General features: G+C 73.0%; 22 protein-coding genes. 7 read left to right on the top strand and 15 right to left on the bottom strand.

Annotation, left to right across the window (positions count from 1 at the left end; genetic code table 11):
• Window positions 1-151: 151 nt before the first annotated feature.
• Complete coding sequence (locus AB0M97_RS17605) at window positions 152-577, bottom strand: DUF2000 domain-containing protein (RefSeq protein WP_365961760.1); 426 nt, start codon at window positions 575-577, stop codon at window positions 152-154.
• Between the two features lie 49 nt (window positions 578-626).
• On the opposite strand from AB0M97_RS17605, the gene AB0M97_RS17600 reads away from it, so the two are divergent.
• A complete protein-coding gene (locus AB0M97_RS17600; RefSeq protein WP_365961759.1) occupies window positions 627-1,442 on the top strand; it encodes an AraC family transcriptional regulator in 816 nt (271 codons plus the stop codon).
• Window positions 1,443-1,483: 41 nt separating this feature from the next.
• Here AB0M97_RS17600 and AB0M97_RS17595 read toward each other — a convergent pair whose 3' ends face one another.
• Window positions 1,484-2,014 carry a YbjN domain-containing protein gene (locus AB0M97_RS17595; RefSeq protein ID WP_365961758.1) on the bottom strand — a complete coding sequence of 177 codons (531 nt, stop codon included), beginning with the start codon at window positions 2,012-2,014 and terminating at the stop codon, window positions 1,484-1,486.
• A gap of 22 nt (window positions 2,015-2,036) precedes the next feature.
• Window positions 2,037-3,374 carry a D-inositol-3-phosphate glycosyltransferase gene (mshA, locus tag AB0M97_RS17590; protein WP_365961757.1) on the bottom strand — a complete coding sequence of 446 codons (1,338 nt, stop codon included), beginning with the start codon at window positions 3,372-3,374 and terminating at the stop codon, window positions 2,037-2,039.
• 315 nt (window positions 3,375-3,689) lie between these two features.
• Here mshA and AB0M97_RS17585 point away from each other — a divergent pair, with 315 nt between their 5' ends.
• The 3 genes from AB0M97_RS17585 to AB0M97_RS17575 all read left to right on the top strand — a co-directional run bounded on the left by AB0M97_RS17585 (window position 3,690) and on the right by AB0M97_RS17575 (window position 7,481).
• Complete coding sequence (locus AB0M97_RS17585; RefSeq protein WP_365961838.1) at window positions 3,690-4,481, top strand: class I SAM-dependent methyltransferase; 792 nt, start codon at window positions 3,690-3,692, stop codon at window positions 4,479-4,481.
• A gap of 259 nt (window positions 4,482-4,740) precedes the next feature.
• Window positions 4,741-5,826 (top strand): NlpC/P60 family protein, encoded by a 1,086-nt coding sequence (locus AB0M97_RS17580; RefSeq protein WP_365961756.1) that lies wholly within the window; start codon window positions 4,741-4,743, stop codon window positions 5,824-5,826.
• Between the two features lie 332 nt (window positions 5,827-6,158).
• Window positions 6,159-7,481, top strand: a complete 1,323-nt coding sequence (locus AB0M97_RS17575; RefSeq protein WP_365961755.1) for a SpoIIE family protein phosphatase — start codon at window positions 6,159-6,161, stop codon at window positions 7,479-7,481.
• A gap of 33 nt (window positions 7,482-7,514) precedes the next feature.
• Here AB0M97_RS17575 and AB0M97_RS17570 read toward each other — a convergent pair whose 3' ends face one another.
• From AB0M97_RS17570 to AB0M97_RS17560, 3 genes are all read right to left on the bottom strand, one after another.
• The gene (locus AB0M97_RS17570) at window positions 7,515-7,847 is read right to left on the bottom strand and encodes a DUF2516 family protein (protein WP_365961754.1); all 333 of its coding nucleotides are present in this window, start codon (window positions 7,845-7,847) and stop codon (window positions 7,515-7,517) included.
• 137 nt (window positions 7,848-7,984) lie between these two features.
• Entirely contained in the window at window positions 7,985-8,575 is a 591-nt protein-coding gene (locus tag AB0M97_RS17565; protein ID WP_365961753.1) for a hypothetical protein, read from the bottom strand.
• 22 nt (window positions 8,576-8,597) lie between these two features.
• Entirely contained in the window at window positions 8,598-9,158 is a 561-nt protein-coding gene (locus AB0M97_RS17560; RefSeq protein WP_365961752.1) for a helix-turn-helix transcriptional regulator, read from the bottom strand.
• 250 nt (window positions 9,159-9,408) lie between these two features.
• Between AB0M97_RS17560 and AB0M97_RS17555 the strand changes: the two genes are divergently transcribed.
• A complete protein-coding gene (locus AB0M97_RS17555) occupies window positions 9,409-10,230 on the top strand; it encodes a MerR family transcriptional regulator (RefSeq protein WP_365961751.1) in 822 nt (273 codons plus the stop codon).
• A gap of 157 nt (window positions 10,231-10,387) precedes the next feature.
• On the opposite strand, the gene AB0M97_RS17550 is transcribed toward AB0M97_RS17555, so the two are convergent.
• From AB0M97_RS17550 to AB0M97_RS17540, 3 genes are all read right to left on the bottom strand, one after another.
• Window positions 10,388-12,565 carry an aminoglycoside phosphotransferase family protein gene (locus AB0M97_RS17550; protein WP_365961750.1) on the bottom strand — a complete coding sequence of 726 codons (2,178 nt, stop codon included), beginning with the start codon at window positions 12,563-12,565 and terminating at the stop codon, window positions 10,388-10,390.
• Between the two features lie 277 nt (window positions 12,566-12,842).
• On the bottom strand, window positions 12,843-13,646 hold the full coding sequence (locus tag AB0M97_RS17545; RefSeq protein WP_365961749.1) for an HAD family hydrolase: 804 nt from the start codon (window positions 13,644-13,646) through the stop codon (window positions 12,843-12,845).
• Window positions 13,595-14,473: a winged helix-turn-helix domain-containing protein gene (locus tag AB0M97_RS17540; RefSeq protein WP_365961748.1), complete on the bottom strand. Its 879-nt coding sequence runs from the start codon at window positions 14,471-14,473 to the stop codon at window positions 13,595-13,597. The genes AB0M97_RS17545 and AB0M97_RS17540 overlap by 52 nt, the downstream gene beginning before the upstream one ends.
• A 196-nt stretch (window positions 14,474-14,669) precedes the next feature.
• Here AB0M97_RS17540 and AB0M97_RS17535 point away from each other — a divergent pair, with 196 nt between their 5' ends.
• Window positions 14,670-14,858: a hypothetical protein gene (locus AB0M97_RS17535; RefSeq protein ID WP_365961747.1), complete on the top strand. Its 189-nt coding sequence runs from the start codon at window positions 14,670-14,672 to the stop codon at window positions 14,856-14,858.
• 34 nt (window positions 14,859-14,892) lie between these two features.
• Here AB0M97_RS17535 and AB0M97_RS17530 read toward each other — a convergent pair whose 3' ends face one another.
• The 3 genes from AB0M97_RS17530 to AB0M97_RS17520 all read right to left on the bottom strand — a co-directional run bounded on the left by AB0M97_RS17530 (window position 14,893) and on the right by AB0M97_RS17520 (window position 18,012).
• Window positions 14,893-15,798, bottom strand: coding sequence for a GntR family transcriptional regulator (locus AB0M97_RS17530; RefSeq protein WP_365961746.1), 906 nt, complete (start codon window positions 15,796-15,798; stop codon window positions 14,893-14,895).
• A gap of 220 nt (window positions 15,799-16,018) precedes the next feature.
• On the bottom strand, window positions 16,019-17,278 hold the full coding sequence (locus AB0M97_RS17525; protein WP_365961745.1) for a GNAT family N-acetyltransferase: 1,260 nt from the start codon (window positions 17,276-17,278) through the stop codon (window positions 16,019-16,021).
• A 71-nt stretch (window positions 17,279-17,349) separates the two neighbouring features.
• A complete protein-coding gene (locus AB0M97_RS17520) occupies window positions 17,350-18,012 on the bottom strand; it encodes an aerial mycelium formation protein (RefSeq protein ID WP_365961744.1) in 663 nt (220 codons plus the stop codon).
• Between the two features lie 178 nt (window positions 18,013-18,190).
• On the opposite strand from AB0M97_RS17520, the gene dtd reads away from it, so the two are divergent.
• A complete protein-coding gene (gene dtd, locus AB0M97_RS17515) occupies window positions 18,191-18,616 on the top strand; it encodes a D-aminoacyl-tRNA deacylase (RefSeq protein WP_365961743.1) in 426 nt (141 codons plus the stop codon).
• 27 nt (window positions 18,617-18,643) lie between these two features.
• Here dtd and AB0M97_RS17510 read toward each other — a convergent pair whose 3' ends face one another.
• Genes AB0M97_RS17510 through AB0M97_RS17500 form a run of 3 tightly spaced genes read right to left on the bottom strand, consistent with a single transcriptional unit; the run spans window position 18,644 to window position 20,648 of the window.
• Entirely contained in the window at window positions 18,644-19,609 is a 966-nt protein-coding gene (locus AB0M97_RS17510; protein ID WP_365961742.1) for a folate-binding protein, read from the bottom strand.
• Window positions 19,610-19,618: 9 nt separating this feature from the next.
• Window positions 19,619-20,056, bottom strand: coding sequence for a transcriptional repressor (locus AB0M97_RS17505; protein WP_365961741.1), 438 nt, complete (start codon window positions 20,054-20,056; stop codon window positions 19,619-19,621).
• A 16-nt stretch (window positions 20,057-20,072) separates the two neighbouring features.
• Window positions 20,073-20,648 carry an FABP family protein gene (locus AB0M97_RS17500; protein WP_365961740.1) on the bottom strand — a complete coding sequence of 192 codons (576 nt, stop codon included), beginning with the start codon at window positions 20,646-20,648 and terminating at the stop codon, window positions 20,073-20,075.
• Window positions 20,649-20,808 lie beyond the last annotated feature (160 nt).

The raw sequence follows: 20,808 nt of genomic DNA, 5'->3' as shown, positions 1-20,808 counted from the left end.
CCGTGGACGGCACCACCCCGCCCGGATGCGCGGACGGCATCACCCAGGCCGGTTCCACGGACGGCATCCCGCCCGGCCCCAAGCCCGAAGTCACCCCCGCCTGACAGCAGACGCCGACGCGCTCCACGTCACGCGTCGGCGCCAAGGCGCTTCACGGATGCATCCGCGCCCCCTTCACCACCTTGTCCACTCCATTGCGCGGCCCGTACACCGCCAGCCCCACCAGGTCCAGTTCCGCCGTCGGCACCGCCCGTACCGCCGCGCGGTTGTCGCGGTCGTTGCCCGTCGTGAACAGGTCCGACGTGAAGAGGGCCCGGGGCAGGGCGCGGGACAGGGCACGCGCGTGTGCCGCGGTCAGCGTCTCCTTGGTGCCCTGGAGAACCAGCACCGGCTGGCGGAACATCGGCAGGTATCCGACGCCGTCGGCGTCCTCGTACGGCTCGCCGATCACCTCGGGGACCTGGGTACCGAGGCCGCTGACCAGGAAGGCGGTGACGTTGAGGCGCTGCCAGGGCTCCAGGTCGTCGCGCAGCAGGACGGTGATCTTGGTGTCGAAGCGGAGGGGTTCGGCGTTCATGGGACGAGACTGCCGACCGCCGTACGGCACCGTCTTGTACGTTCTTTGCATGGCCGCGCAGCCGAGGGCCGACGTCTCCGCCTGGCGCCCCCGCGTCCCGGGCGTCGTGGAGGTCTTCCACGCCCACTTCACGCAGTACGCCTACCCGATGCACGTCCACGAGGCGTGGACGCTGCTCATCGTGGACGACGGCGCCGTACGGTACGACCTCGACCGGCACGAGCACGGCACCCCGCACGACACGGTGTCGCTGCTGCCGCCGCACGTGCCGCACAACGGCTCCCCGGTCACCCCGGACGGCTTCCGCAAGCGGGTCCTCTACCTCGACGGCACGCACCTCGGCGAGGACCTGATCGGGCGGGCCGTCGACTCCCCCGACCTGCGTGATCCGCTGCTGCGCCGCCGCGTCGGCCAGTTGCACACCGCGCTCGCCCGGCCCGGCGACGAACTGGAGGCCGAGAGCCGGCTGACGCTGGTCGGCGAGCGGCTGCGGGCCCACCTCGGGCCGGGGTCCGCCGACCCGGTACCCCGCCGCGACCCGGCGCTCGCCCGCCGTCTGCGGGAACTGCTCGACGAGCAGGTCGTCGAGGGCCTCTCCCTCGACGAGGCCGCCGCGCTCCTGTCGGCCCATCCGGCGCATCTGGTACGGGCGTTCAGCGCCGCGTACGGCATCGCGCCGCACCGGTACCTGATGTCCCGCCGTGTCGACCGTGCCCGGCGGCTCCTGCTCGACGGGCGGTCACCGGGCGAGGTCGCGCCCGCGACCGGTTTCTACGACCAGTCGCATCTCACCCGGCATTTCCGGCGGCTGGTCGGCGTGCCGCCCGGCCGTTACCGCGCCGCCGCGCGCGCCGTCAGCCCGTAGGACGAGGACGCTCGTCAGCCCACCGAAACGGCGACGCTCCGTCAGTCCGCGGGACGAGAACGCTCTGTCAGGTGCGTGAACGCGTCGAGGTTCCGCGTCGACTCGCCGCGCGACACGCGCCACTCGTACTCCTTGCGGATCGCCGACGCGAAGCCCAGCTCCAGAAGGGAGTTGAAGCTGCCGTCCGCCGCCTCCAGCACCTGCCCGAGCAGCCGGTCGACCTCCTCGGCGGTGACGGCGGCCAGCGGCAGGCGCCCGGTGACGTAGACGTCGCCGAGCCGGTCGACCGCGTAACTCACGCCGTACAGCTTGAGGTTGCGCTCCAGCAGCCAGCGGTGGACGGCCGCCTCGTTCTCGTCGGGGTGGCGGATCACGAAGGCGTTGAGGGACAGCGAGTGCCGTCCGACGATCAGGGAGACCGTCGTGGAGAGTTTGCGGGTGCCGGGGAGCTTGGCGACGTAGGTGCCGGGCTTGGGACTCTCCCACTCCACCTCGGCGCTTTTCAGGGCGTCCTCGACGACCCTCGCCGCCCGTGCCGTCTTGTCTCCGCCAGCCACGTGCCCGTCAGCCATGTCTCCCTCAGTCATGTCTCCGTCAGCCATGGTGGGAGCGTACGCGACGGCGGTGCGCGTGCAGGGCGGCTGTGTACACGTCGGCCGTGGCGGCTGCGGCCGTGTCCCAGCCGAAGGACTGGGCGTGCCGGGCGGCGGCGGCGCCCATGCGGACGGCGAGGTCCGGCGCGTCGGCGAAGTCGCGCAGCACGCGCGCGTACGCCGCCGGGTCGTGGCCCTGGACGAGGACGCCGGTGTGCCCGTCGCGCACGGCCACCGGGAGCCCGCCGACCGCGGCGGCCAGCACCGGCGTACCGGTGGCCTGCGCCTCTATGGCGACCAGCCCGAAGGACTCGCTGTAGGACGGCATGACCAGCACGGACGCGGCCCGGAACCAGTCGGCGAGCTGGTCCTGGCCGACGGGCGGCCGGAAGCGCACGACGTCCGCGATGCCCAGCCGCGCGGCGAGCTTCTGCAGGCCCTCCGGCTTGGCGAGGCCGCTGCCGCTGGGCCCGCCGACCACCGGGACGACGATCTTCGAGCGCAGGTCGGGCCGCTCGTCCAGCAGTACGGCCACCGCGCGCAGCAGCACGTCGGGTGCCTTCAGCGGCTGGATGCGGCCCGCGAACAGCGGCACCAGCGCGTCCTGCGGCAGGCCGAGCCGGGCGCGGGCCGCGGCACGGCCGTCGGCGGGGCGGAAGCGGTCGAGGTTCACGCCGGGGTGCACGACGGCGACCTTGGCGGGGTCGGCGGCGTAGTGCCGTACGAGCGCGTCGGCCTCCTCGGCCGTGTTGGCGATGAGGCGGTCGGCGGCGCCCACGATCTGGGTCTCGCCGATCACGCGGGCGGCGGGCTCGGGCGTGTCGCCGTCGGCGAGGTGGGCGTTCTTGACCTTGGCCATGGTGTGCATGGCGTGCACCAGCGGCACGCCCCAGCGCTGGGCGGCGAGCCAGCCGACGTGGCCGGAGAGCCAGTAGTGCGAGTGCACGAGGTCGTAGTGGCCGGGGCGGCGTTCGGCCCAGGCCTGCATCACGCCGTGCGTGAAGGCGCACAGCTGCGCCGGCAGCTCCTCCTTGGCGAGGCCCTCGTACGGGCCCGCGTCGACGTGCCGGACCAGGACGCCGGGGGCCAGCTCGACCGTGGGCGGGAGGGCGGCGGAGGTCGCGCGCGTGAAGATCTCGACCTCGATGTTGATCGCGGCGAGGCGCTGCGCGAGCTCCACGATGTAGACGTTCATGCCGCCCGCGTCGCCGGTGCCCGGCTGGTGGAGCGGGGAGGTGTGCACGGAGAGCATGGCGACGCGGCGGGCGCGGCGGTGCAGACGCAGCCGCGGGGAAGCCGCCGCGGAACGACGCCCGAGCCTGCTGACGTACTGGCTCACGTGGCGTTCCTCCTAGCTGCGGGCATGCCGTGCGGAGGACGCGCGTGACCCTCCAGGACCGTCCAACACCGGGCGAAGCCGCTCCATTTCCGATCAGGTTCCGATCCGGGTTTCTTTGCGGAATCATTACCGGGCTTCGCTCAACCGTTCGAGGTTGATGCGCGTACGCGTGTGCGTGCCGTGCTGCGTACGCGCGTGCGTGCCGCCGCCGGGCCGGGAAGGCACCGCCGGTCGCCGCATACCCTCGTAGGCATGACCACCCGCGCCACCGCCCGCCCCCGGTCTCGGCCTCGTCCGAGCGGGGCGGCCCCCGTCGTGGGGACGGTGACGCGCGGGACGACCAACCCCAACCGGCTGCGCCGCATGGACCGCTGGATCGCCGCCACGCACGGCGCCGAGCTGCGCCGCGCCGCCGACCCGCTCGCCGTCGACCTCGGCTACGGCGCCGCCCCCTGGACCGCCGTCGAACTGCTCGCCCGGCTCCGCACGGCGGCTCCCCGCACGCGCGTGGTCGGCGTCGAGATCGACCCCGCGCGGGTCGCGGCGGCCCGGCCGTACGAGCGCGACGGCCTCGCCTTCCGGCACGGCGGCTTCGAGATCCCCCTCGCCCGGCGCCCCCAGCTGATCCGCGCGGCGAACGTGCTGCGCCAGTACGACGAGGCCGAGGTCGCCGGGGTGTGGCAGCGGCTGTGCGCGCGGCTCGCCCCGGCCGACGCGGCGACCGGCACGCGGGGCGGGCTGCTCGTCGAGGGCACCTGTGACGAGATCGGGCGCCGGCACGTGTGGGTGGCGCTCGGGCCCGAGGGGCCGCGCACGGTCACCTTCGCGGCCCGGCTCGGCTCCCTGGGCCGCCCGTCCGACCTCGCCGAACGGCTGCCGAAGGCCCTCATCCACCGCAATGTCCCCGGCGAGCCGGTGCACGCCTTCCTGCGCGACTTCGACCGCGCCTGGGCCGCCGCCGCGCCCTACGCGTCGTACGGCGCGCGGCAGCGCTGGATGCGCGCGGTGCGGGACCTGACGGGGCACTGGCCGGTGACGGACGGTCCGGGGCGGTGGCGGCAGGGGGAGGTCACGGTGGGCTGGACGGCGTTGGCGCCGCGCTCGTGACGCGTACGCCCCCGGGGTTTCGCGCCGCGTCGGCCCGGCATCGGCCTCGTCGCCGGCGAGGAACGATCCGCGGGAGCCGTTCGTCGTCAGGGAGGGGAGATCGTCGTGCCGGGCGGGACGGGGCTGGGCGGAGAGAGGGAAAGGTGCGGAAGGGCGGGCGGAGGCACGACCTCTGTCGTTTTCCGCGCCGACGTGGCACGATCCCCCAGGTGCGCACAAGTTACTGACGGTTAACCAGTTCGGGCCAGGGGGCAGGGGTATGGGAACGGGCAAGCGCGGCCTGATCACGGCGGCCGTGGCCGTCGTCTGTGCGGTCACCGTACTGGCGGCACCCGGCACGGCGTTCGCCGTTTCGGCCGCCCCGGAACCCTCCCCCACGCCGAGCGCGACGCCAAGCGCCGTACCCGCCAAGGACCTTGAGGCGGTGCGCAAGCGGCTGGAGAGGCTGTACCACGACGCGGCCGTCGCCACCGACGCGTACAACGCCGCCGAGGAGAAGGCCCGCGAGCAGAACGCCGCGCTGGTCAAGCTGGCCCAGAGGATCGCCGGCGTACGCGCCGAGCTGGAGGAGCTGAAGAAGCGCGCGGGCGCCGCGGCCGCCGCCCAGTACCGCGTCGGCGGACTGCCGCCCGAGGCGCACCTCATGCTGAGCGACGACCCCACGCGGTTCCTCGACGGCACCGGCCGCATCCTCCAGGGCCAGCGGGCCACCAAGGGCCTGATCCGCGAAACCGCCCGCACTCAGGAGGACTTGGAGCAGTACGAGCGGGACGCCACCGCCCAGTGGAAGAAGCTGGAGGCGAACCGCAAGGCCAAGGCCTCGGCGCGAAAACGCGTCGAACAGCAGATCGCGGCTGCCGAGAAGCTCGAGTCCGAGCTGGAGAAGGACGAGATCGAGCGCCTCGCGGAGCTGGAGCGGGCGGCGGCCCGCACGGCGCACGACGCCTGGCTGGACTCGGGCATCCTCGACGCGATCCAGGGCGAGGCGTCCGAGCGGGGCAGAAAGGCGGTCGAGTTCGCCACCGCGCAGATCGGCCTGCCGTACGAGTGGGGCGCCGAGGGCCCGGAGAGCTACGACTGCTCGGGGCTGACGTCCCGGGCCTGGGAGAAGGCCGGGGTGCCCGTCCCGCGGACCTCGCAGGAGCAGTGGAGACAGCTCAGGCGCATCGGCATCGAGGACATGCGCCCCGGAGACCTCATCATCTACCACGAGGACGCGAGCCACGTGGGGATGTACGTCGGCGACGGCGCGATCGTGCACGCCCCCCGCCCCGGGCGGACGGTGACGGTCGCGGGGGCGGGCTCGATGCCGATCCTGGGTGTGGTGCGGCCGGACGCGGACTGAGTCGCGGCGCGTGTGTCCCGGGCCACTTCCCCGCCACTTTCCTTACGGCACACACCGGTTCACACGGCCCCATCCGGCGTGATCCGGGCCACGTGACCGATTCCACGCCGAGTCGCTCACAAACCCGGTGGGGACGTGACGTTCGTCATCACCGGCCCGCCGTCGGCCTGTCCAACTGCGGTACGGATCGCGGCATATGACAGTGGCGGAGGGCTCAGCGGGGTGCCGTGGACCATTCCGTTGCGGCGCCGACACCCGCTAGGGTCCCCGTCGGTGGGTCGAGGTCCCTCGCCCCCGCCGTGCCCTCGGGGGGAGGGAAGGAACCCAGGACAATGCCCGTACCCGTACCGCGGCAGAGAGAGATCCCGGCCGTGGAAAGTGGTCAGGCGCAGACCGCGTCCCCGGACGGCGGCCCCTCCACGGACTCCGGCCGTCAGGCCCCGCGCCAGGACGCCACCGTGGACAACGCCGCCCACGCCAACCTGACCCTGCTGCTGATCGAGGACGATCCGGCGGGCTCGCCGATCGTGCCCGAGCTGCTCGACCAGGCGGGCAAGCCGATCCGGATCCGCACCGCCCGCAACCTCACCGAGGCCGAGCGGTTGCTCACCGACGACGTCCACTGCATCCTGCTGGACCTGGACCTGGCGCTGCCCGCGCCCGGCCGGGTCCCGGACACCGAGGACGAGCTGGCGGTGCTCAAGCACGTCCTGCAGATCGCGCCCCGGCACGCCGTGCTCGCGCTGACCGCGTCCGGTGACGCCGAGCGCGGCGCCGAGGCGGTCCGGGTGGGCGCCCAGGACTACCTCTTCCGCGACGAGCTGGACGGCCGGCTGCTGAGCCGCGCGATCCGGTACGCCGTCGAGCGGAAACGTTCCGACACGGCCGAGCGGCGGCTCGCGGAGGGCAAGCTGCGCGCCCAGGAGAACGCCCGGCTGGAGCGCGGCCTGCTGCCCACCCCGCTGCTGGAGGGCTCCTCGCTGCGGTTCGCCGCCCGCTACCGCCCCGGCCGCTCGCGCGCACTGCTCGGCGGCGACTTCTACGACGTCGTCCGCACCCCCGACGGCACGGTGCACGCCATGATCGGCGACGTCTGCGGGCACGGCCCGGACGAGGCGGCGCTCGGTGTGGAGCTGCGCATCGCGTGGCGGGCGCTGACGCTGGCGGGGCTGTGCGGGGACGAGCTGCTCAACACGTTGCAGCAGGTGCTGGAGCACGAGCGGGCCGACGACGAGATCTTCGCCACGCTGTGCACGGTGGACATCGCCCCGGACGGCCGTCGCGCCGGGCTGTGCCTGGCGGGCCACCCGTCCCCGCTGGTCGCCTCCCCCGGCCGGCCCGCGCGGCTGCTGCCGTACGACTTCAACGGCCCGGCGCTCGGCCTGCTGCCGGGCGCGCGCTGGCCGCGCATGCAGGTGGAGCTGGGCGCCGAGTGGAGCCTGATGCTCTACACCGACGGCCTGATCGAGGGCCGCGTCGGCGAGGGCCGGGAACGGCTCGGCCAGGACGGCATGGTCGAGATGATCCGCCGCCGGCTGGCCGCGGGACTGCGCGGGGAGGAACTGCTCCAGGCCGCGGTCACCGAGGTGCGCGACCTCAACGGGGGCGAGCTGACGGACGACGTGGCGGTGCTGGTGCTGGACCGGGTGCCGTAAGCGTGTCGCAGGGAGCACCCGGCCCCGGGTGGCTCAGCGGTTGCCGTTCCAGGGGCCGTACGGGCCGTCGCTGCTGGAGCCGCGGTTGGTGCGGCCGCCGCCGGGCAGGGCGCGCAGGGCGGGACGTACGTCGACCATGTACACGATCGTCGCGATGAGGCCGATGATCGGCAGGAACGACAGGATGTTGAAGATCAGGTTCACCACGAAGGCGAGCCCGAGGATGATCAGCCAGAACGGCTTGGTCTTCTTGTCGGCCGCGCGGTAGGCGTCCTCACGGCGCGTGGCCGCGTCGATCAGCGCGAAACCGCTGAAAAGGATCAGGGCGACGCTCAGCAGCCACAAGAACCCCGCGAACCCCTGCATCAGCACAACGTCCACCACCCGATTCGGCTCGTCATTACGCGGTCACCGTACCCGCAACCGCAGGTCGCCTACCCGCAGAACGGGCCGGGCACCACGAGAGTGCCCGGCCGCGTCCGACACGTGCGCCCACCGCGCCCTTACTTGGCGGGCGGCGGCGTGGTCTTCTTCGCCGCCGGCTTGCGGGGCGTGGGCTTCTTGGCGGCGTTCGTCCTCTTGGCCGCGGCCGCCTCGGCCTCGGCGTCGGACTTGTCCTCGGTGACCTTGACCGGCTCGGCGTTCGGCTCGACGGCCACGGCGATGTCCTCGATGCTCTCGGCGGCCTCGCCGCGCCAGGTCCGCACGGCCTGCTCGCCGTGCTCGGCGACCTTCTCGTAGGTCTCCCGGGCCTTGACGGCGTACTCGGCGGCGACGCCCACGCCGCGCAGCGCGAGGTCCTGGGCGCTCTCGCCGAGCTTCTTCAGGTCGGTGTCGAGGGAGCCGATGAACCCGTTGACCTTGGCCTGGAGGGTCTCCTGCGTCTCCCTGACGCGGGCGGCGGCCTTCTCCTGGACGGCCTTCGGGTCACTGCCGCGGACGGCCTCGATGCGCGCCGGGGCCTCCGTGCGCAGCTGCTCCACCAGGGCCGGCACCTTCTTGGCCTGCTGCAGGGCGAGGTCGGCGGTGCCGGCCGCGAAGTAGAGGGGGGTGGGGTCGCTGAGGGTCTTGCGCAGGTCGTCGGTGATGGCCATGGGATGTTCCTCCCGGTTGCTTTCAGCTGAGGGTTTTGGGGTCCCGCGATGTGCCGGCCGGGCGGGTGGCTCCGGCTTGCCGGCGCGGGGCGGCGTCGCTGTCGCCGGTCGTGGTGTCGGTGTCCTGGGCGGACTCGTCGGCCACGGCGGGCTCGTCGGCTTCGACGAACTCGTCGGACGCGCCGGGCTCATCGGTCCCGTCGGTCCCCCGGGTTGCGTCCGTGCCGTCGGTCCCGAAGCCGTTCTCCTTGCGGAAGGACTCGTAGATCTGGAGCAGCACCTGCTTCTGCCGCGCGTTGAGCGTCGGGTCGGCGAGGAGGGCGGCACGGGTCTCCACCTCGTCCCGGTCGCGCTCGGCGTCGAGGATGCCGGCCCGCACGTACAGCGTCTCGGCGGAGATGCGCAGGGCCTTGGCGACCTGCTGGAGCACCTCCGCGCTCGGCTTGCGCAGCCCGCGTTCGATCTGGCTCAGGTACGGATTCGACACCCCGGCGGCGTCGGCGAGCTGCCGCAGCGACAGCTGCGCGTTGCGCCGCTGCTCGCGCAGGTACTCACCGAGATTGCCGACGTTGAGCGATGCCATGCCCCCACCATGCCCCACCTCGCTAACTATTGCAAGCAACTGCTTGCAAGAGTGCGTCACGGTCGCGCGGTCCGTCGACAGCCCTCGATGAGTTCCCAGAAGCAGTCGATGCGCGGCGGCACTGGGTCAGGCACCTCCGACAGCGCACGACCGGAGATCGTCGTCGAACTCGTCGGCCATGCGGACCAACCTGCGCGGCCCGCTGTGGGCGTGCCTGCCGCTGCCCGGGGGCAGGCCCCACGATGGGCACATGCCAGAACTGATGGTCACCGGGGAGTTCGCCGCCCTCAGCCGGCTCAGCCACAAGGCGCTGCGCCTGTACGCGGACAAGGGGCTGCTGGAGCCCGCCCACGTCGATCCGCACACCCGAGTACGCCACTATCTCCCGGACCAGCTCCGGCAGGCCCGGCTGATCACCCTGCTGCGGGCCGTCGGCATGCCGCTGGGGCTCATCGGGACCGTCCTGTCGGCGGACGGCGAGCGCGCCGCCGAGCTGGTCGGCGACTACTGGCGGACCCACGACCGCGAGCACCGGGCCCGCCGGCCCCTCGTGACCCAGGTCCAGGACGCCCTGCGGGGGCGGACGACAGAGACGTATCTCATCGAGGAGCGCGAGAGCGGTGAGCAGAAGGTCGTCTACGTCGAGGGGCACGTGACGGCCGAAGGCCTGCCGGAGTTCCTCGGCTCGGCCACCGAGGAGCTGTTCGGCCATCTGCGTGCCGGCGGCGCCTCCCCCTCCGGTCCGGTGTTCGCCGTGTACCACGGGCTCGTCGACCAGGACGGCGACGGGCCGGTCCAGGTGTGCGTGCCGACCGAGGCCCCCGTCGAGCCCGCCGGGCGCATCGGCCTGCGGGTGGAACCCGCGCACCGGCAGGCGTACACCGAGCTCCGCAAGGGGCAGGGCGCGTACGCGGCCGTGGCCGGCGCCTTCGACGCGGTCGCCGCGTGGCTGCACGGGCGGGGGCTGCGCCCGAGCGCCTCCGCCCGCGAGATCTACTACCCGAACTGGTCCCACGCCGGGCCGGACGAGCACGTCATGGACGTCGCCGTGCCCTTCGCCACCGCCGTGTGAGTCCCCCCGGTTCCCTGTCCGGCCCGGCTGGGCCACGGCGCCGACGGTTCATCCGCGTGGCGGAGGTGCTGGGGAGGCGGTGAGGAAGGGAGGATGCGGCCCGCGAGTCGGCGGGCGCCGCGGGCCCTGCCTCGCGCGTTCCCGGGCGAGAGTGCGCCTACGCCAGTGCCCGGCCCAGGTACGGATTCGCCGTGGGGCGGACCGGCAGGCCGAGCGAGCCGGTGGCGACGGCCAGGGTGACCGCGTAGGAGTCGACGGCCCGGCGGACGTTGGGGGCGTCCAGGCTCGCCCCGGTGACGATGCGGTCGAGGTCGACGTACGCGGACCGCACGATCTCCAGCCGGCTGTAGACCCGCCAGTCCTCGCGCCAGCCGCGGGTGTACTCGGCGGGCAGCAAGCGCTCCCAGCGGCGGAACATGCGGTCGCGGATCTCCGGGCGGGTCGGCGTGAGGTGCATGTGCCGCACGAGGTCGTAGAGCGGGTCGCCGACCAGCGCCATCTCCCAGTCGATGATGGTCAGCGCCAGGTCGTCGTCCCGGCGCACCAGGTTCCAGGGGTTCAGGTCGCCGTGCAGCAGGGACGGTGCGCGGTGGGTCACCTCGTGGCGGGACAGGAGCTGCCCGAGCCGGTCGGCGTCCGGCAGGCCCAGCAGCCGGGCCATCTGCTGGGACTCCGTCGGCAGGTCCCGCACCAGCGACACCAGCTGGCCGCACAGCCAGCGGTGGAAGCCGCCCTCGCCGGCCGCCGGGTCGACCTGTTTGTAGTCGACGTGCCGCAGGGCGCACAGCTGGTCGACGAGCCGGTCCGCCTCGTGCGGCAGCAGCCCGTGCTCCGGGTGGTGGGGCGGCCGGCCGGCGTCCGGGCCGACGTAGGTGTGGATGGCGAAACGGTCGTCCGGGTAGCTCTCGCCCAGCGCGAGCACCCGGGGCGCCGCGACCGCCACGCGCGCCTGCTCGATGGCGCGCAGCACGGCGTGCTCGCTGAGGAAGCTGCGTTCGCGGCGGCACACCCGGGGCAGTCTGCGGCGTACGACGACCGTCCCGGTGCCGGGCAGCCGGACGACCGTGTTGAGGTGCGCCGTCCCCTTGAACACCCGGTACGCCGGGGCGGCTCCCTCCGCCGCCAGTGCCTCCCGGACGGCACGGGCGGGGAACTCCGGGTGCTCCGGCACCCGCCGGTCCGGCTCCCAGACCAGGGCCCGCGCGATCCGGCCGCGTCCGCCGCGCCCGGGGCCGGGGCGGGAGGCCAGCCAGCGGAACAGGGCCCGCTCGATCTCGTCCTCGCCGGGCACGCTCGGCAGCCGCAGCGGTTCGGCCGCCGCCTCCAGGGAGCGGCGCACCTCGGCGGTGGCGTCGTCGAGCCGTTTCTGGGTGAACGACTCCTCCAGCGACCGCGCGGCCCGTACGACGTCGGGATACACCGACCGCGCCCGCTCGAAGGCGAGGTAGTGGTCCAGGTCCCTGGCGAGGCCCGCGACCGCGGCCGGGCGGACCGCCCGCACGGCGTCCGCCCACGCGTCGATCACCTGGGTCCACTGGCGTGCCGGATACTTCATGCGCACCAGTTGCGTCGCCAGGTCGTGCAGCGGGTCGCCGTAGGTGGCGAGCTCCCAGTCGACGCAGACGAGCGGCGGGACACCGCCGTAGGACACCAGCACGTTGTCGCGGTGCAGGTCGGCGTGGAGGAGGCCGTACGGCCGTCGGGTCATGGCCGGGACGCGTTCGGCCAGCCCCGGCAGGGCGTCGTCCGGGATGCCGAGGGCGGCGAACAGCCCGCCGAACGCGGCCCACGCCGGCTCGCGGACCTGCCGGCCGGCGAGGTGCGCCAGGGTGCGCAGGAAGCCCTGGCTGTCGGTGTCGTTGCGCGGCCACACGGCGGGCAGCGCGGGCAGCGCCCCGCGCCGCACCTGGGTCATCTGCGCGAACAGGTCGGCCAGTGCCTCGACGAGCAGGGCGTCGACGGGCCTGCCGTCGCCGCAGACGCTGGAGAGCGGGACGCCCTCCACACAGCTGTGGACGGCGAAGTCCTCCCGCTCGGCCAGGCACTGCGGCACGTGCGGCAGGATGCCGCGGACCGCGCGCAGGACGGCCGCCTCCTCCCGCCAGGTCCTGAAGCCCACGGGCAGCACCCCGGTGCGCCGGATCCGCACGGTCACGGCCGTCCCGGCCTCCCGGCCGAGCAGCCGGGCCACGGGTTCGGTCAGCGGCAGGACGAAGCCGTGGTGGTCGTGGCCGCTGCTCCTCCCGGCCCGCCGCGCGGTGTCCACGAACTCCCGGAGGGCGTCGGGCGTGGCGCGCTTCCCGCGCGAGGAACGGGGAAGAGGAGGTGCGCCCACGGGGCCGCTCCGGGGTGAGAGGGGACGGTATGGCAAACGGTAGGCGCGCGAGTGGCATCGCGCAGGGCGGCGGGCGCCGTGACGGCCGCGGCGGGTGAGGTGCGCCCTTCCGCACGAGGTGCACGTGAGCCGCTTCGCGTGTGGCTCGCGGGCCCCTTGACACGAGGCAACCGGGCGATCGCCCAGGTGGTGCGGGCATGCTACAGCACGCCGGGGCCGGTCCCTGAGGCACCGTCAGCCGCCTGCGAGGCACCGGCCGGGCGGGGCCGGCGGCGTCCTACCCCCGCACCACCCGCAGCAGTGGTTCGAGCGACGTCACCACGGTGACGGCTCCGGCCCTCCTCAGCAGCGCGGCCTTCCGCTCGTCGTGCGCGAAGCCGAGGAACGGCACCCCCGCGCGCTGTGCGGCCTGGTGGTCGGTGGGGGCGTCGCCGATCATCAGCGCGGCGGCCGGCGCGGCGCCCATGGCGTTCAGGGCGCGGCTGAGGCAGTACGGGTCGGGCTTGAGGTGGTGCAGTTGCTGGGTGCGGCCGTAGACGTGAGGGCGGAAACAGCCCTCCAGGCCCCGGCTCTCCAGGTAGGTGCGTGCCACGCGCGGTGAGTTGTTGGTGGCGATGGCCATGCGGGAGCCGACCGCCGTCCAGGTGCGGATCAGCGGGTCGGCGTACGCGGTGGGCATCGCCGACACCGAGGCCCGCAGCTCCTCCTGGGTGAGGCGTTCCTCCAGCTCCGTGACGAGGTCGCTGCCCGGGTGCCGGCGGTTCACGGCGCGCAGCACGACCTGCGGGTCGAGGGACGCGCGTTCGGTGTCCGTCAGCAGGCCGTGCAGGCCCCGCCCCTCCAGCCACTCCACCAGGTCGCTCGCCACGCGCTCCGCCGAGTGCCCGGCGAACAGCCGGCAGATCGGCCCGTCGAAGTCCCAGAGCACGACGCGGGCCGGCGCGACCAGCTCCCGGAGCCCGTCGGGACCGGGTGCGGTCTGCGCCGCCCGCGCTGCCACTGGAGCACTGTGCGTCGTATCAGAGGTCACTAGGAGAGTGTCAGGTCCGTGGTGATGGTTTCCCAGAGGGCGTCGAACCACTTCTGGGATTCCGCGACGAACGCCGCGTCCCGCGCCCCGGCCGTCGCCTCGAAGGAGAACAGCAGGGACTCGGTGCCCAGGACGTCGTACATGTCCAGCGTCCCGTGGTCCGAGGGTTCCTCCCGGCGGGCGACCATGTAGTACGCCATCAGCGCCTCGGTGCCGTTGAGCAGGTACAGCTTCACCGGGGGTGTGAAGGGCAGCGCGCGGAAGGCGACCCGTACGTCGATGCCGTGCGAGTGGCGCAGCGAGCACATGTTGTGGCTCAGGACGTGGCCCTGGGCGTTGCGCTGCTTGAGCCAGCGCTCGTGGACCGGGTCGTCGCCGCCGTGGTCGCCGACCGAGGTCGGGAAGGCCAGGTTGATGTCGCGGGACGGCAGCAGGATGCGGATGTCGATCGACTCGGGGCGGATACGGCCCTCGTGTATGAGGCGGAGCGGCTCTCCGAGCCCCACCATCAGCGTCTCGGCCGTCAGGCAGGCCGCGTCGATGCGCACGCGCGGCGCGTGGAACGCCTCGGCCAGGCGGGGCGCGAGGGCCACCATGGTCGGCTGCGGGTCGTGCCGGGCCGGGCCGGGGGCGGCGACCCGCGGCGGACTCCCCTTGCTCACATCCCTGAGCAGCCCGTCCTCCTGCAACACCCGCAGCGCCTGGCGCACGGTGCCGCGTTCCACGCCGAACTCCCCGGCCAGCTCGGCCTGGGTGGGCAGGCGGTCTCCCGCTCTGAGTTCGCCGGCGCGGATGCGCTCGCGCAGGACGTCGGCGATCTCCTGGGGCGTGAGCTTGCCGCTGCCGTTCACTGCCACGTTCTCCTGGGTCACGGCCAAACGCTACAACTCTGATCCAGCCAGAGGGAGTTGCTCGGCAGTTGTTTACGGCTGGTCGCCAAGTGGGGACAACTTACTAAGAGTTGGCCACCAACTTGGCTTACTTGCTCAGAGTTGGCGGAAGTTTTGCTTCCGAAGCCCCGGCTTTCGAAGCCCTGCTTCCATGACCGGCCCACAGCCAGAAGGGGGAACCACCATGCCTGCTCTCGCCCTCCTCTCCGCCGTGTTCGTCATCGGCCTCGAGCAGCTCGTCCAATGGAAGTTCGGCGTCACCGGGGTCGTCGGCCTGCTCCTGTTCACCGTGGGCATCAAGGCCAACAGCCCGGCCATCAGCTCGGCGGGGGCCGTCCTGCTCGCGCTGCTGCTCTCGGGGCCGGTGCTGTGAGCGAAAGACCTCCTGATCGGCGCCGTGGGAGACGTCAGACCGTGAGCACCAGCTCCGAACTGATCGTCTCCCACAGTGCGTCGAACCACAGGCGCGACTGCTCCACGAACGTCGTGTCCCGGCGGCCCGCGCCCTGCTCGAAGGCGAACAGCATCGACCGGGTGCCCTCGGTGTCGTACATCTGCAGGGGCTCGTGGTCGATCTCCTCCTCGCGGCGCCGCAGCGTGTAGTACGCGAACAGCGCCTCCGCCCCGTTGAGCAGGTACAGCTTCACCGGCGGCGTGAAGGGCAGGGCGCGGAAGGCGACCCGTACGTCGATGCCGTGCAGGGCGCGCAGTGCCAGCAGGTTGTGCCGGAGGACCTGGCCCTGCGCGTTGCGCTGCGCCACCCAGCGGTCGTGGATCACGTCGTCGCCGCCGTGCCGCTCCACCGGGACGGGGAAGGCGAGGTCGATGTTCCGGCTGGGCAGCAGCACCCGCACGTCGATCCTGGCCGGCGTCAGCTGCCCGGCGTGGATGCGGCGCAGCGGCTCGCCGAGGGCGAGGTTGAGGGAGACCGAGGTCAGGCAGAGGGCGTCGATCTCGACGTGCGGGGCGGCGAAGGCCTCGGCGATGCGGGGGCCGAGGGCGACCGTGGTGGGCAGCGGCGGCGCCCCGGGGCCGGTCGGCGGCGGGACGGGGTGGGGCGCGACCCGTGCCGGGCTGCCCTTGGAGACGTCGGTGAGCAGCCGCTCCGACTGCAGCAGGCGCAGCGCCTGGCGTATGGCACCGCGCTCCACGCCGAACTCGTCGGCCAGTTCCGCCTGGGTGGGCATGCGCTGTCCCGGCCGCAGCACCCCGGACCTGATCCGGGAGCGCAGTTCGTCGGCCACGTCGCGGTGGGTGCGCTGTGACCGCTGTGACCTCTTCCGTCCAGTGACGGAGGTGTGTTCCGGGCCCACGTTCCCACCCTACAACCCTCGGCCAGCTATGGGGAGTTCGTGTGAAGGTGGTGATAAGGCGCGCCCAAATGGAGAGAGATACAGTGAAGTTGGCTGCCAACTCGCACGACATGGTCACGCGCTACGGAGGTTGGCCGATGCGAGAGGCGACGGGGGACGGCTGCGGGCTCCCTTCCGGAGGGGAGCCGGGAGCCCGGCCGGCCCAGGGCAGGAAGGAGACTCAGAACATGTCCGGGCACCACGGACGCCTGGACGTACGCAGCAGGGCGTCGGCCACCCGGGCGGCGCCCGCTCGTTCTTCCCGCACCCGGCCCAGCGCCGCGAGCCGCACCGCCGACTCGTCACCGAGCCACAGCGCCGCCAGGTCACCGATGTCCAGCGTCAGGTCCGCGGTCTCGGCGGTCGGCGCGCAGGACGCCCCGTCCGCCGCCGCCTCCAGCCGGTAGCGCCCGCCGGCCCCGCCGCCCTCCCAGGCGTCCACGACCTCCAGCACCAGCGAGCCCTCCTCCTCGTACGTCCGCGCCTGAAGCGCCCGTACGACGTCCAGGATCCGCACCCACAGCCAGTCGGCGTGCGTGGTGACCCTGGCCGCGCGCGGGTCCGGCAGCAACAGGGGCAGCAGGTCGTCGGGGGCCCGCCAGCCGCTCTTGACGGTGGTGACCCAGTCGATCGTGCACAGGTAGTGCCACAGCGCGCGTTCCGCGGCCGGGACCACGCCGATCAGCCAGTTCACCGCGAGGGTGTGCAGCGGCTGCTTGGCGTCGCCCCACTTGTCGTCCGACTCGTACGACACCATTCCCTCGACCGTGCCGTCCGCCGCGCGGTACACGGCGTAGAACGGCTCGGTCCACGACGGGCGGAAGCGGGCGGCTCCCGTGTTGACCCGCCACCACAGGTCGCCCCGGCTCACGGCGCCCGGCCGAACGCGGCGCAGCCGCTCGTGCAGCTCGGGTCCGAGCCCGCGGACGTCCGCGCCGTCCACCAGGTCGACACGGCCGCCGTCCTCCGGGCCCCGCCGGCGCGGGTCGAGGCCGGCCCGCGGCACGTCGACGGTCCACTCGGTGGTCCAGGTGGCGGGCCCGAAGCCGTACCGCCCGTAGATCGGGTACTCGGCGGCGATCAGCGTGGCGACGACGTCGCCGCGGTCCTTCGCGGCGGCCAGGTCGGCCGCCATCATGCGGCGGAGCAGGCCGCGGCGGCGGTGGGTCGGGCTGACGGTGACGTTCGAGACGCCGTCGGCCGGTACGGGCGCGCCGCCGACCGCGGTGATCTCCTGCGCGAAGGAGCGGAACGTGGCGACGCAGCGGCCCCGGTCGAAGGCGCCGAGCAGCCGGCCCGCCACCCACTGCTCCCGGCGGGCGGCCAGTTCCTCCTCGGTGACCGCGGGCTCCTGGAGGAACCCGGTCTGCACGGCGCGGTGCCAGTCGGCGAACTCGGCCTCGCCGATGGGACGGATGCCGATGTCGGCGCTGCGGGTCATGGGGGCACGGTAGGTCGACCCGGGCGGGGGTGTCGCGGCATTTTGCGCCCGCCCGGCACCGGGCCCCCGCCTCAGGTCAGCAGGTCGTCCACCTGCGCCTCGCCCTCCCGGTAGCGGCGGGCGATCTCCGCGCTGCAGTCGTCGGCCGTGCGCTGCAGCCGCTGGCGGCGGCGGGACACCTGCTGCTCGTAGCGCACCAGGCGGCCCATCGCGGCGTGCAGCTCCGGGTCGGTGCGGGCGCCGAGGTCCGACAGCTCGACCTCGGCGAGCATCTCGGCGGCCAGCAGCCGGTACTCCTCGCCCTGCGGCGTCCCCAGCGTCACGTGCCGCGCGGAGGAGCGGTGCCGGGCTGGCGCGTCGGTCAGGATCTCCGGCAGCCGCTCGATGACGGACGCCTCGGGCGGGGCCGCGACCGAGGCCGCGCCCACCGGCGAGCGGCGGGTCAGTTCCGCCCGCAGGATGTCGATGCGGCCCTGCAGCAGCCGCCGCAGATAGCTGAGGTCGGCCTCGTCGCGCTGCGCGTCCCGGCGCAGGGTGCGCAGCTCGGGCAGGCTCAGCAGGGTCAGGTCGTGCTCCTCGGGGCAGCCCGCGCCCGCGGAGCCGGGTGGAGGATCGCCGGGCAGCGGCGGGCTGTCGGTGCGCTGCGCGGGCGCCCTCAAGCCCTCCAGGGCGGCGTCTCCCGGACAGGTCAACGGGACAGCGCCAGGCGGCTGCCCCGTACTCGGTGTGCTCATGTGCCTCTACCGTCCCCTCGACCGGCGTGTGGGCAGCATCGTGCCATCCCAAGTGGCCGCAATGTGAATGAGTGCCCCCGATCGGCCCCAGATGGGGGCGTACGGTAGAAAAATCCACCGGAGATCCGCCGGAGATCACCGGCACGGAGCACACCGCGGCGCCCGTCATGATGGTCCTATGCGTGCAGTGGTGCAGAGGGTGGACGGCGCGAGCGTCGTCGTGGACGGCGAGACGGTCGGGGAGATCACCGGCGAGGGACTGTGCGTCCTGGTCGGGGTCACCCACGAGGACACCAAGGAGAAGGCGGCGCAGCTCGCCCGCAAGCTGTGGTCGATCCGCGTGCTGACGGACGAGAAGTCGTGCAGCGACATCGACGCCCCGCTGCTGGTGGTCAGCCAGTTCACGCTGTACGGCGACGCCCGCAAGGGCCGCCGCCCCACCTGGAACGCGGCGGCCCCCGGCGACGTGGCCGAGCCGCTGGTGGACGAGGTCGTGGCGCAGCTGCGCGCCCTGGGCGCGACGGTGGCGACGGGCCGGTTCGGCGCGCGGATGCGGGTGTCCCTGACGAACGACGGCCCGTTCACCGTCCTGCTGGACATCTGAACTGCGGACCCCAGGGGCTCGGCAGGCTCAGGGTTCGACCACGGTCTCCTGGGCCGCCGCCGTGTCCCCGGCGACGAGGCGGGCGTCCACCGGCACGTTCCGCTTCACCAGGGCGAGGGCGACCGGGCCCAGCTCGTGGTGGCGTACGGACGTGGTGACGAAGCCGACCTTGCGGCCCTCGGGGCCGTCGTCGGCCAGCCGCAGCCCGGTGCCGGGCGGCGGCAGGTGGACCTCGCTGCCGTCCAGGTGCAGGAAGACCAGCCGGCGCGGCGGCTTGCCCAGGTTGTGCACCCGGGCGACGGTCTCCTGGCCCCGGTAGCAGCCCTTCTGCAGGTGCACCGCGGAGCCGATCCAGCCCAGCTCGTGCGGGATGGTGCGGTGGTCGGTCTCGAAGCCGAGGCGCGGCCGGTGCTGCTCGACGCGCAGCGCCTCGTACGCCAGGATCCCGGCCGGCGGTCCGGCCGACCCGGCGCAGGACTCCAGGTCGGCGCGCGGCAGCAGGACGTCACGGCCGTACGGCGTCTCGCGGACGACGGCGTCCTTGGGGATCTCGGCGATGGAGCCGGCCGGCAGGTGCACGACCGCGGTGTCGGCGGTGCGGTCGGCGACCTCGACCCGGTAGAAGAACTTCATCGACTCCAGGTACGCGATCAGCGCCCCCTGGGTGCCGGGCTCGACGTGCGCCCAGGTCGTCGCGCCGTCGTCCACCAGGTACAGGGCGTGCTCGATGTGGCCGTTCGCGGAGAGGATCAGTGCCTCGGTGGCCTGCCCCGCCGGGAGCTCGCTGACGTGCTGGGTGAGCAGCAGGTGCAGCCAGCCGAGCCGGTCCTCGCCGGACACGGCGACGACGCCGCGGTGCGAGAGGTCCACGAAGCCGGTGCCGTCGGCGAGGGCGCGCTGCTCGCGGAACAGGTCGCCGTAGTGGGCGGCGACGCCTTCGTCCACGCCTTCGGCGGGGACGGCGCCGGGCAGGGTCAGCAGAGGGCTCTTCATACGCCTAGCCTACGACTCGGTAGTTGAACCCTTCAGGGAACAGTCCCGGCACCGGCCGAAGATCGCGAAGTGCTTCATGTCGGTGTCGAAGCCGAACGTCTCGCGCAGCTTGGCCGTGAACTCGGCGGCCACCTCCAGGTCGGCCTCGATCACGTTCGTGCAGTCGCGGCAGACGAGGTGGATGTGGTGGTGCCGGTCGGCCAGGTGGTAGGTGGGGGCGCCGTGCCCGAGGTGGGCGTGCGAGACGAGGCCCAGCTCCTCCAGCAGCTCCAGCGTGCGGTAGACGGTGGAAATGTTGACCCCCGACGCGGTCTTCCTCACTTCCACGAGGATGTCGTCGGGGGTCGCGTGCTCCAGGGTGTCCACGGCTTCGAGCACGAGTTGGCGCTGCGGCGTCAGCCGGTAGCCGCGCTGCCTGAGATCACTCTTCCAGTCGGTGCTCACCACACGCCGAAGTCTAGGACTACTTGAAGAACGCGATGCCGTCGTCCGGCATGTCGTCCGGGAGGGCCTTCGCCCAGCGTTCGACGTCCTCCGGGGTGACGACCTTCTTCAGGTGGGCCGACATGTAGGGGCGCAGCTCGATGTCGGGGGTCTGCTTCTCGCCGACCCACATCAGGTCGCTCTTGACGTAGCCGTACAGCCGCTTGGCGCCGGTGTAGGGGCGGGAGGCGGCCGTCCGGGCCACCGCGTCCGTCACCAGGTCGATCTGCGGTTTCTTGTCGGCCAGCTCGCCGTACCAGACCTCCACGACGCCGTCGTCGCGGACCATGGTCACCTCGACCTTGCGCTCGGCGTCGATCCGCCAGTAGCCGTGCTCGGACTCCAGCGGCCTGACCTTGTTGCCGTCGTTGTCCAGGACCCAGCTGCGCGAGGAGTACTCCAGGAAGTCCCGGCCGTCGTGCGAGAAGGTGACCTCCTGCCCGAAGTTGCACTTCTCGGCGCCGGGGAAGTCGTGGACGCCCGCGCCGGCCCAGCTGCCGAGCAGGAAGGCGAGCGGGACGAGGTCCTTGTGGAGGTCGGACGGGATCTCGATCATGAGCTGCTTTTCGTCGGGTGCTTCGGGTGCGTGGGATACGTCGGTGCGGGCGCGATCAGCGCTGGCCCTGGTACAGCTTCTTCACGGCCAGGCCGGCGAAGGCGAGGACGCCGACGACGATCAGGACCAGCAGGATTTCGAAGAAGAGTTCCACGGGGTG

This window comes from Streptomyces sp. NPDC051207, from assembly GCF_040682395.1.
In the GTDB taxonomy this organism is placed as follows: domain Bacteria; phylum Actinomycetota; class Actinomycetes; order Streptomycetales; family Streptomycetaceae; genus Streptomyces.
The sequence above is the reverse complement of the archived record's forward strand: the minus strand, read 5'-3'. Positions and strand labels throughout refer to the sequence as shown.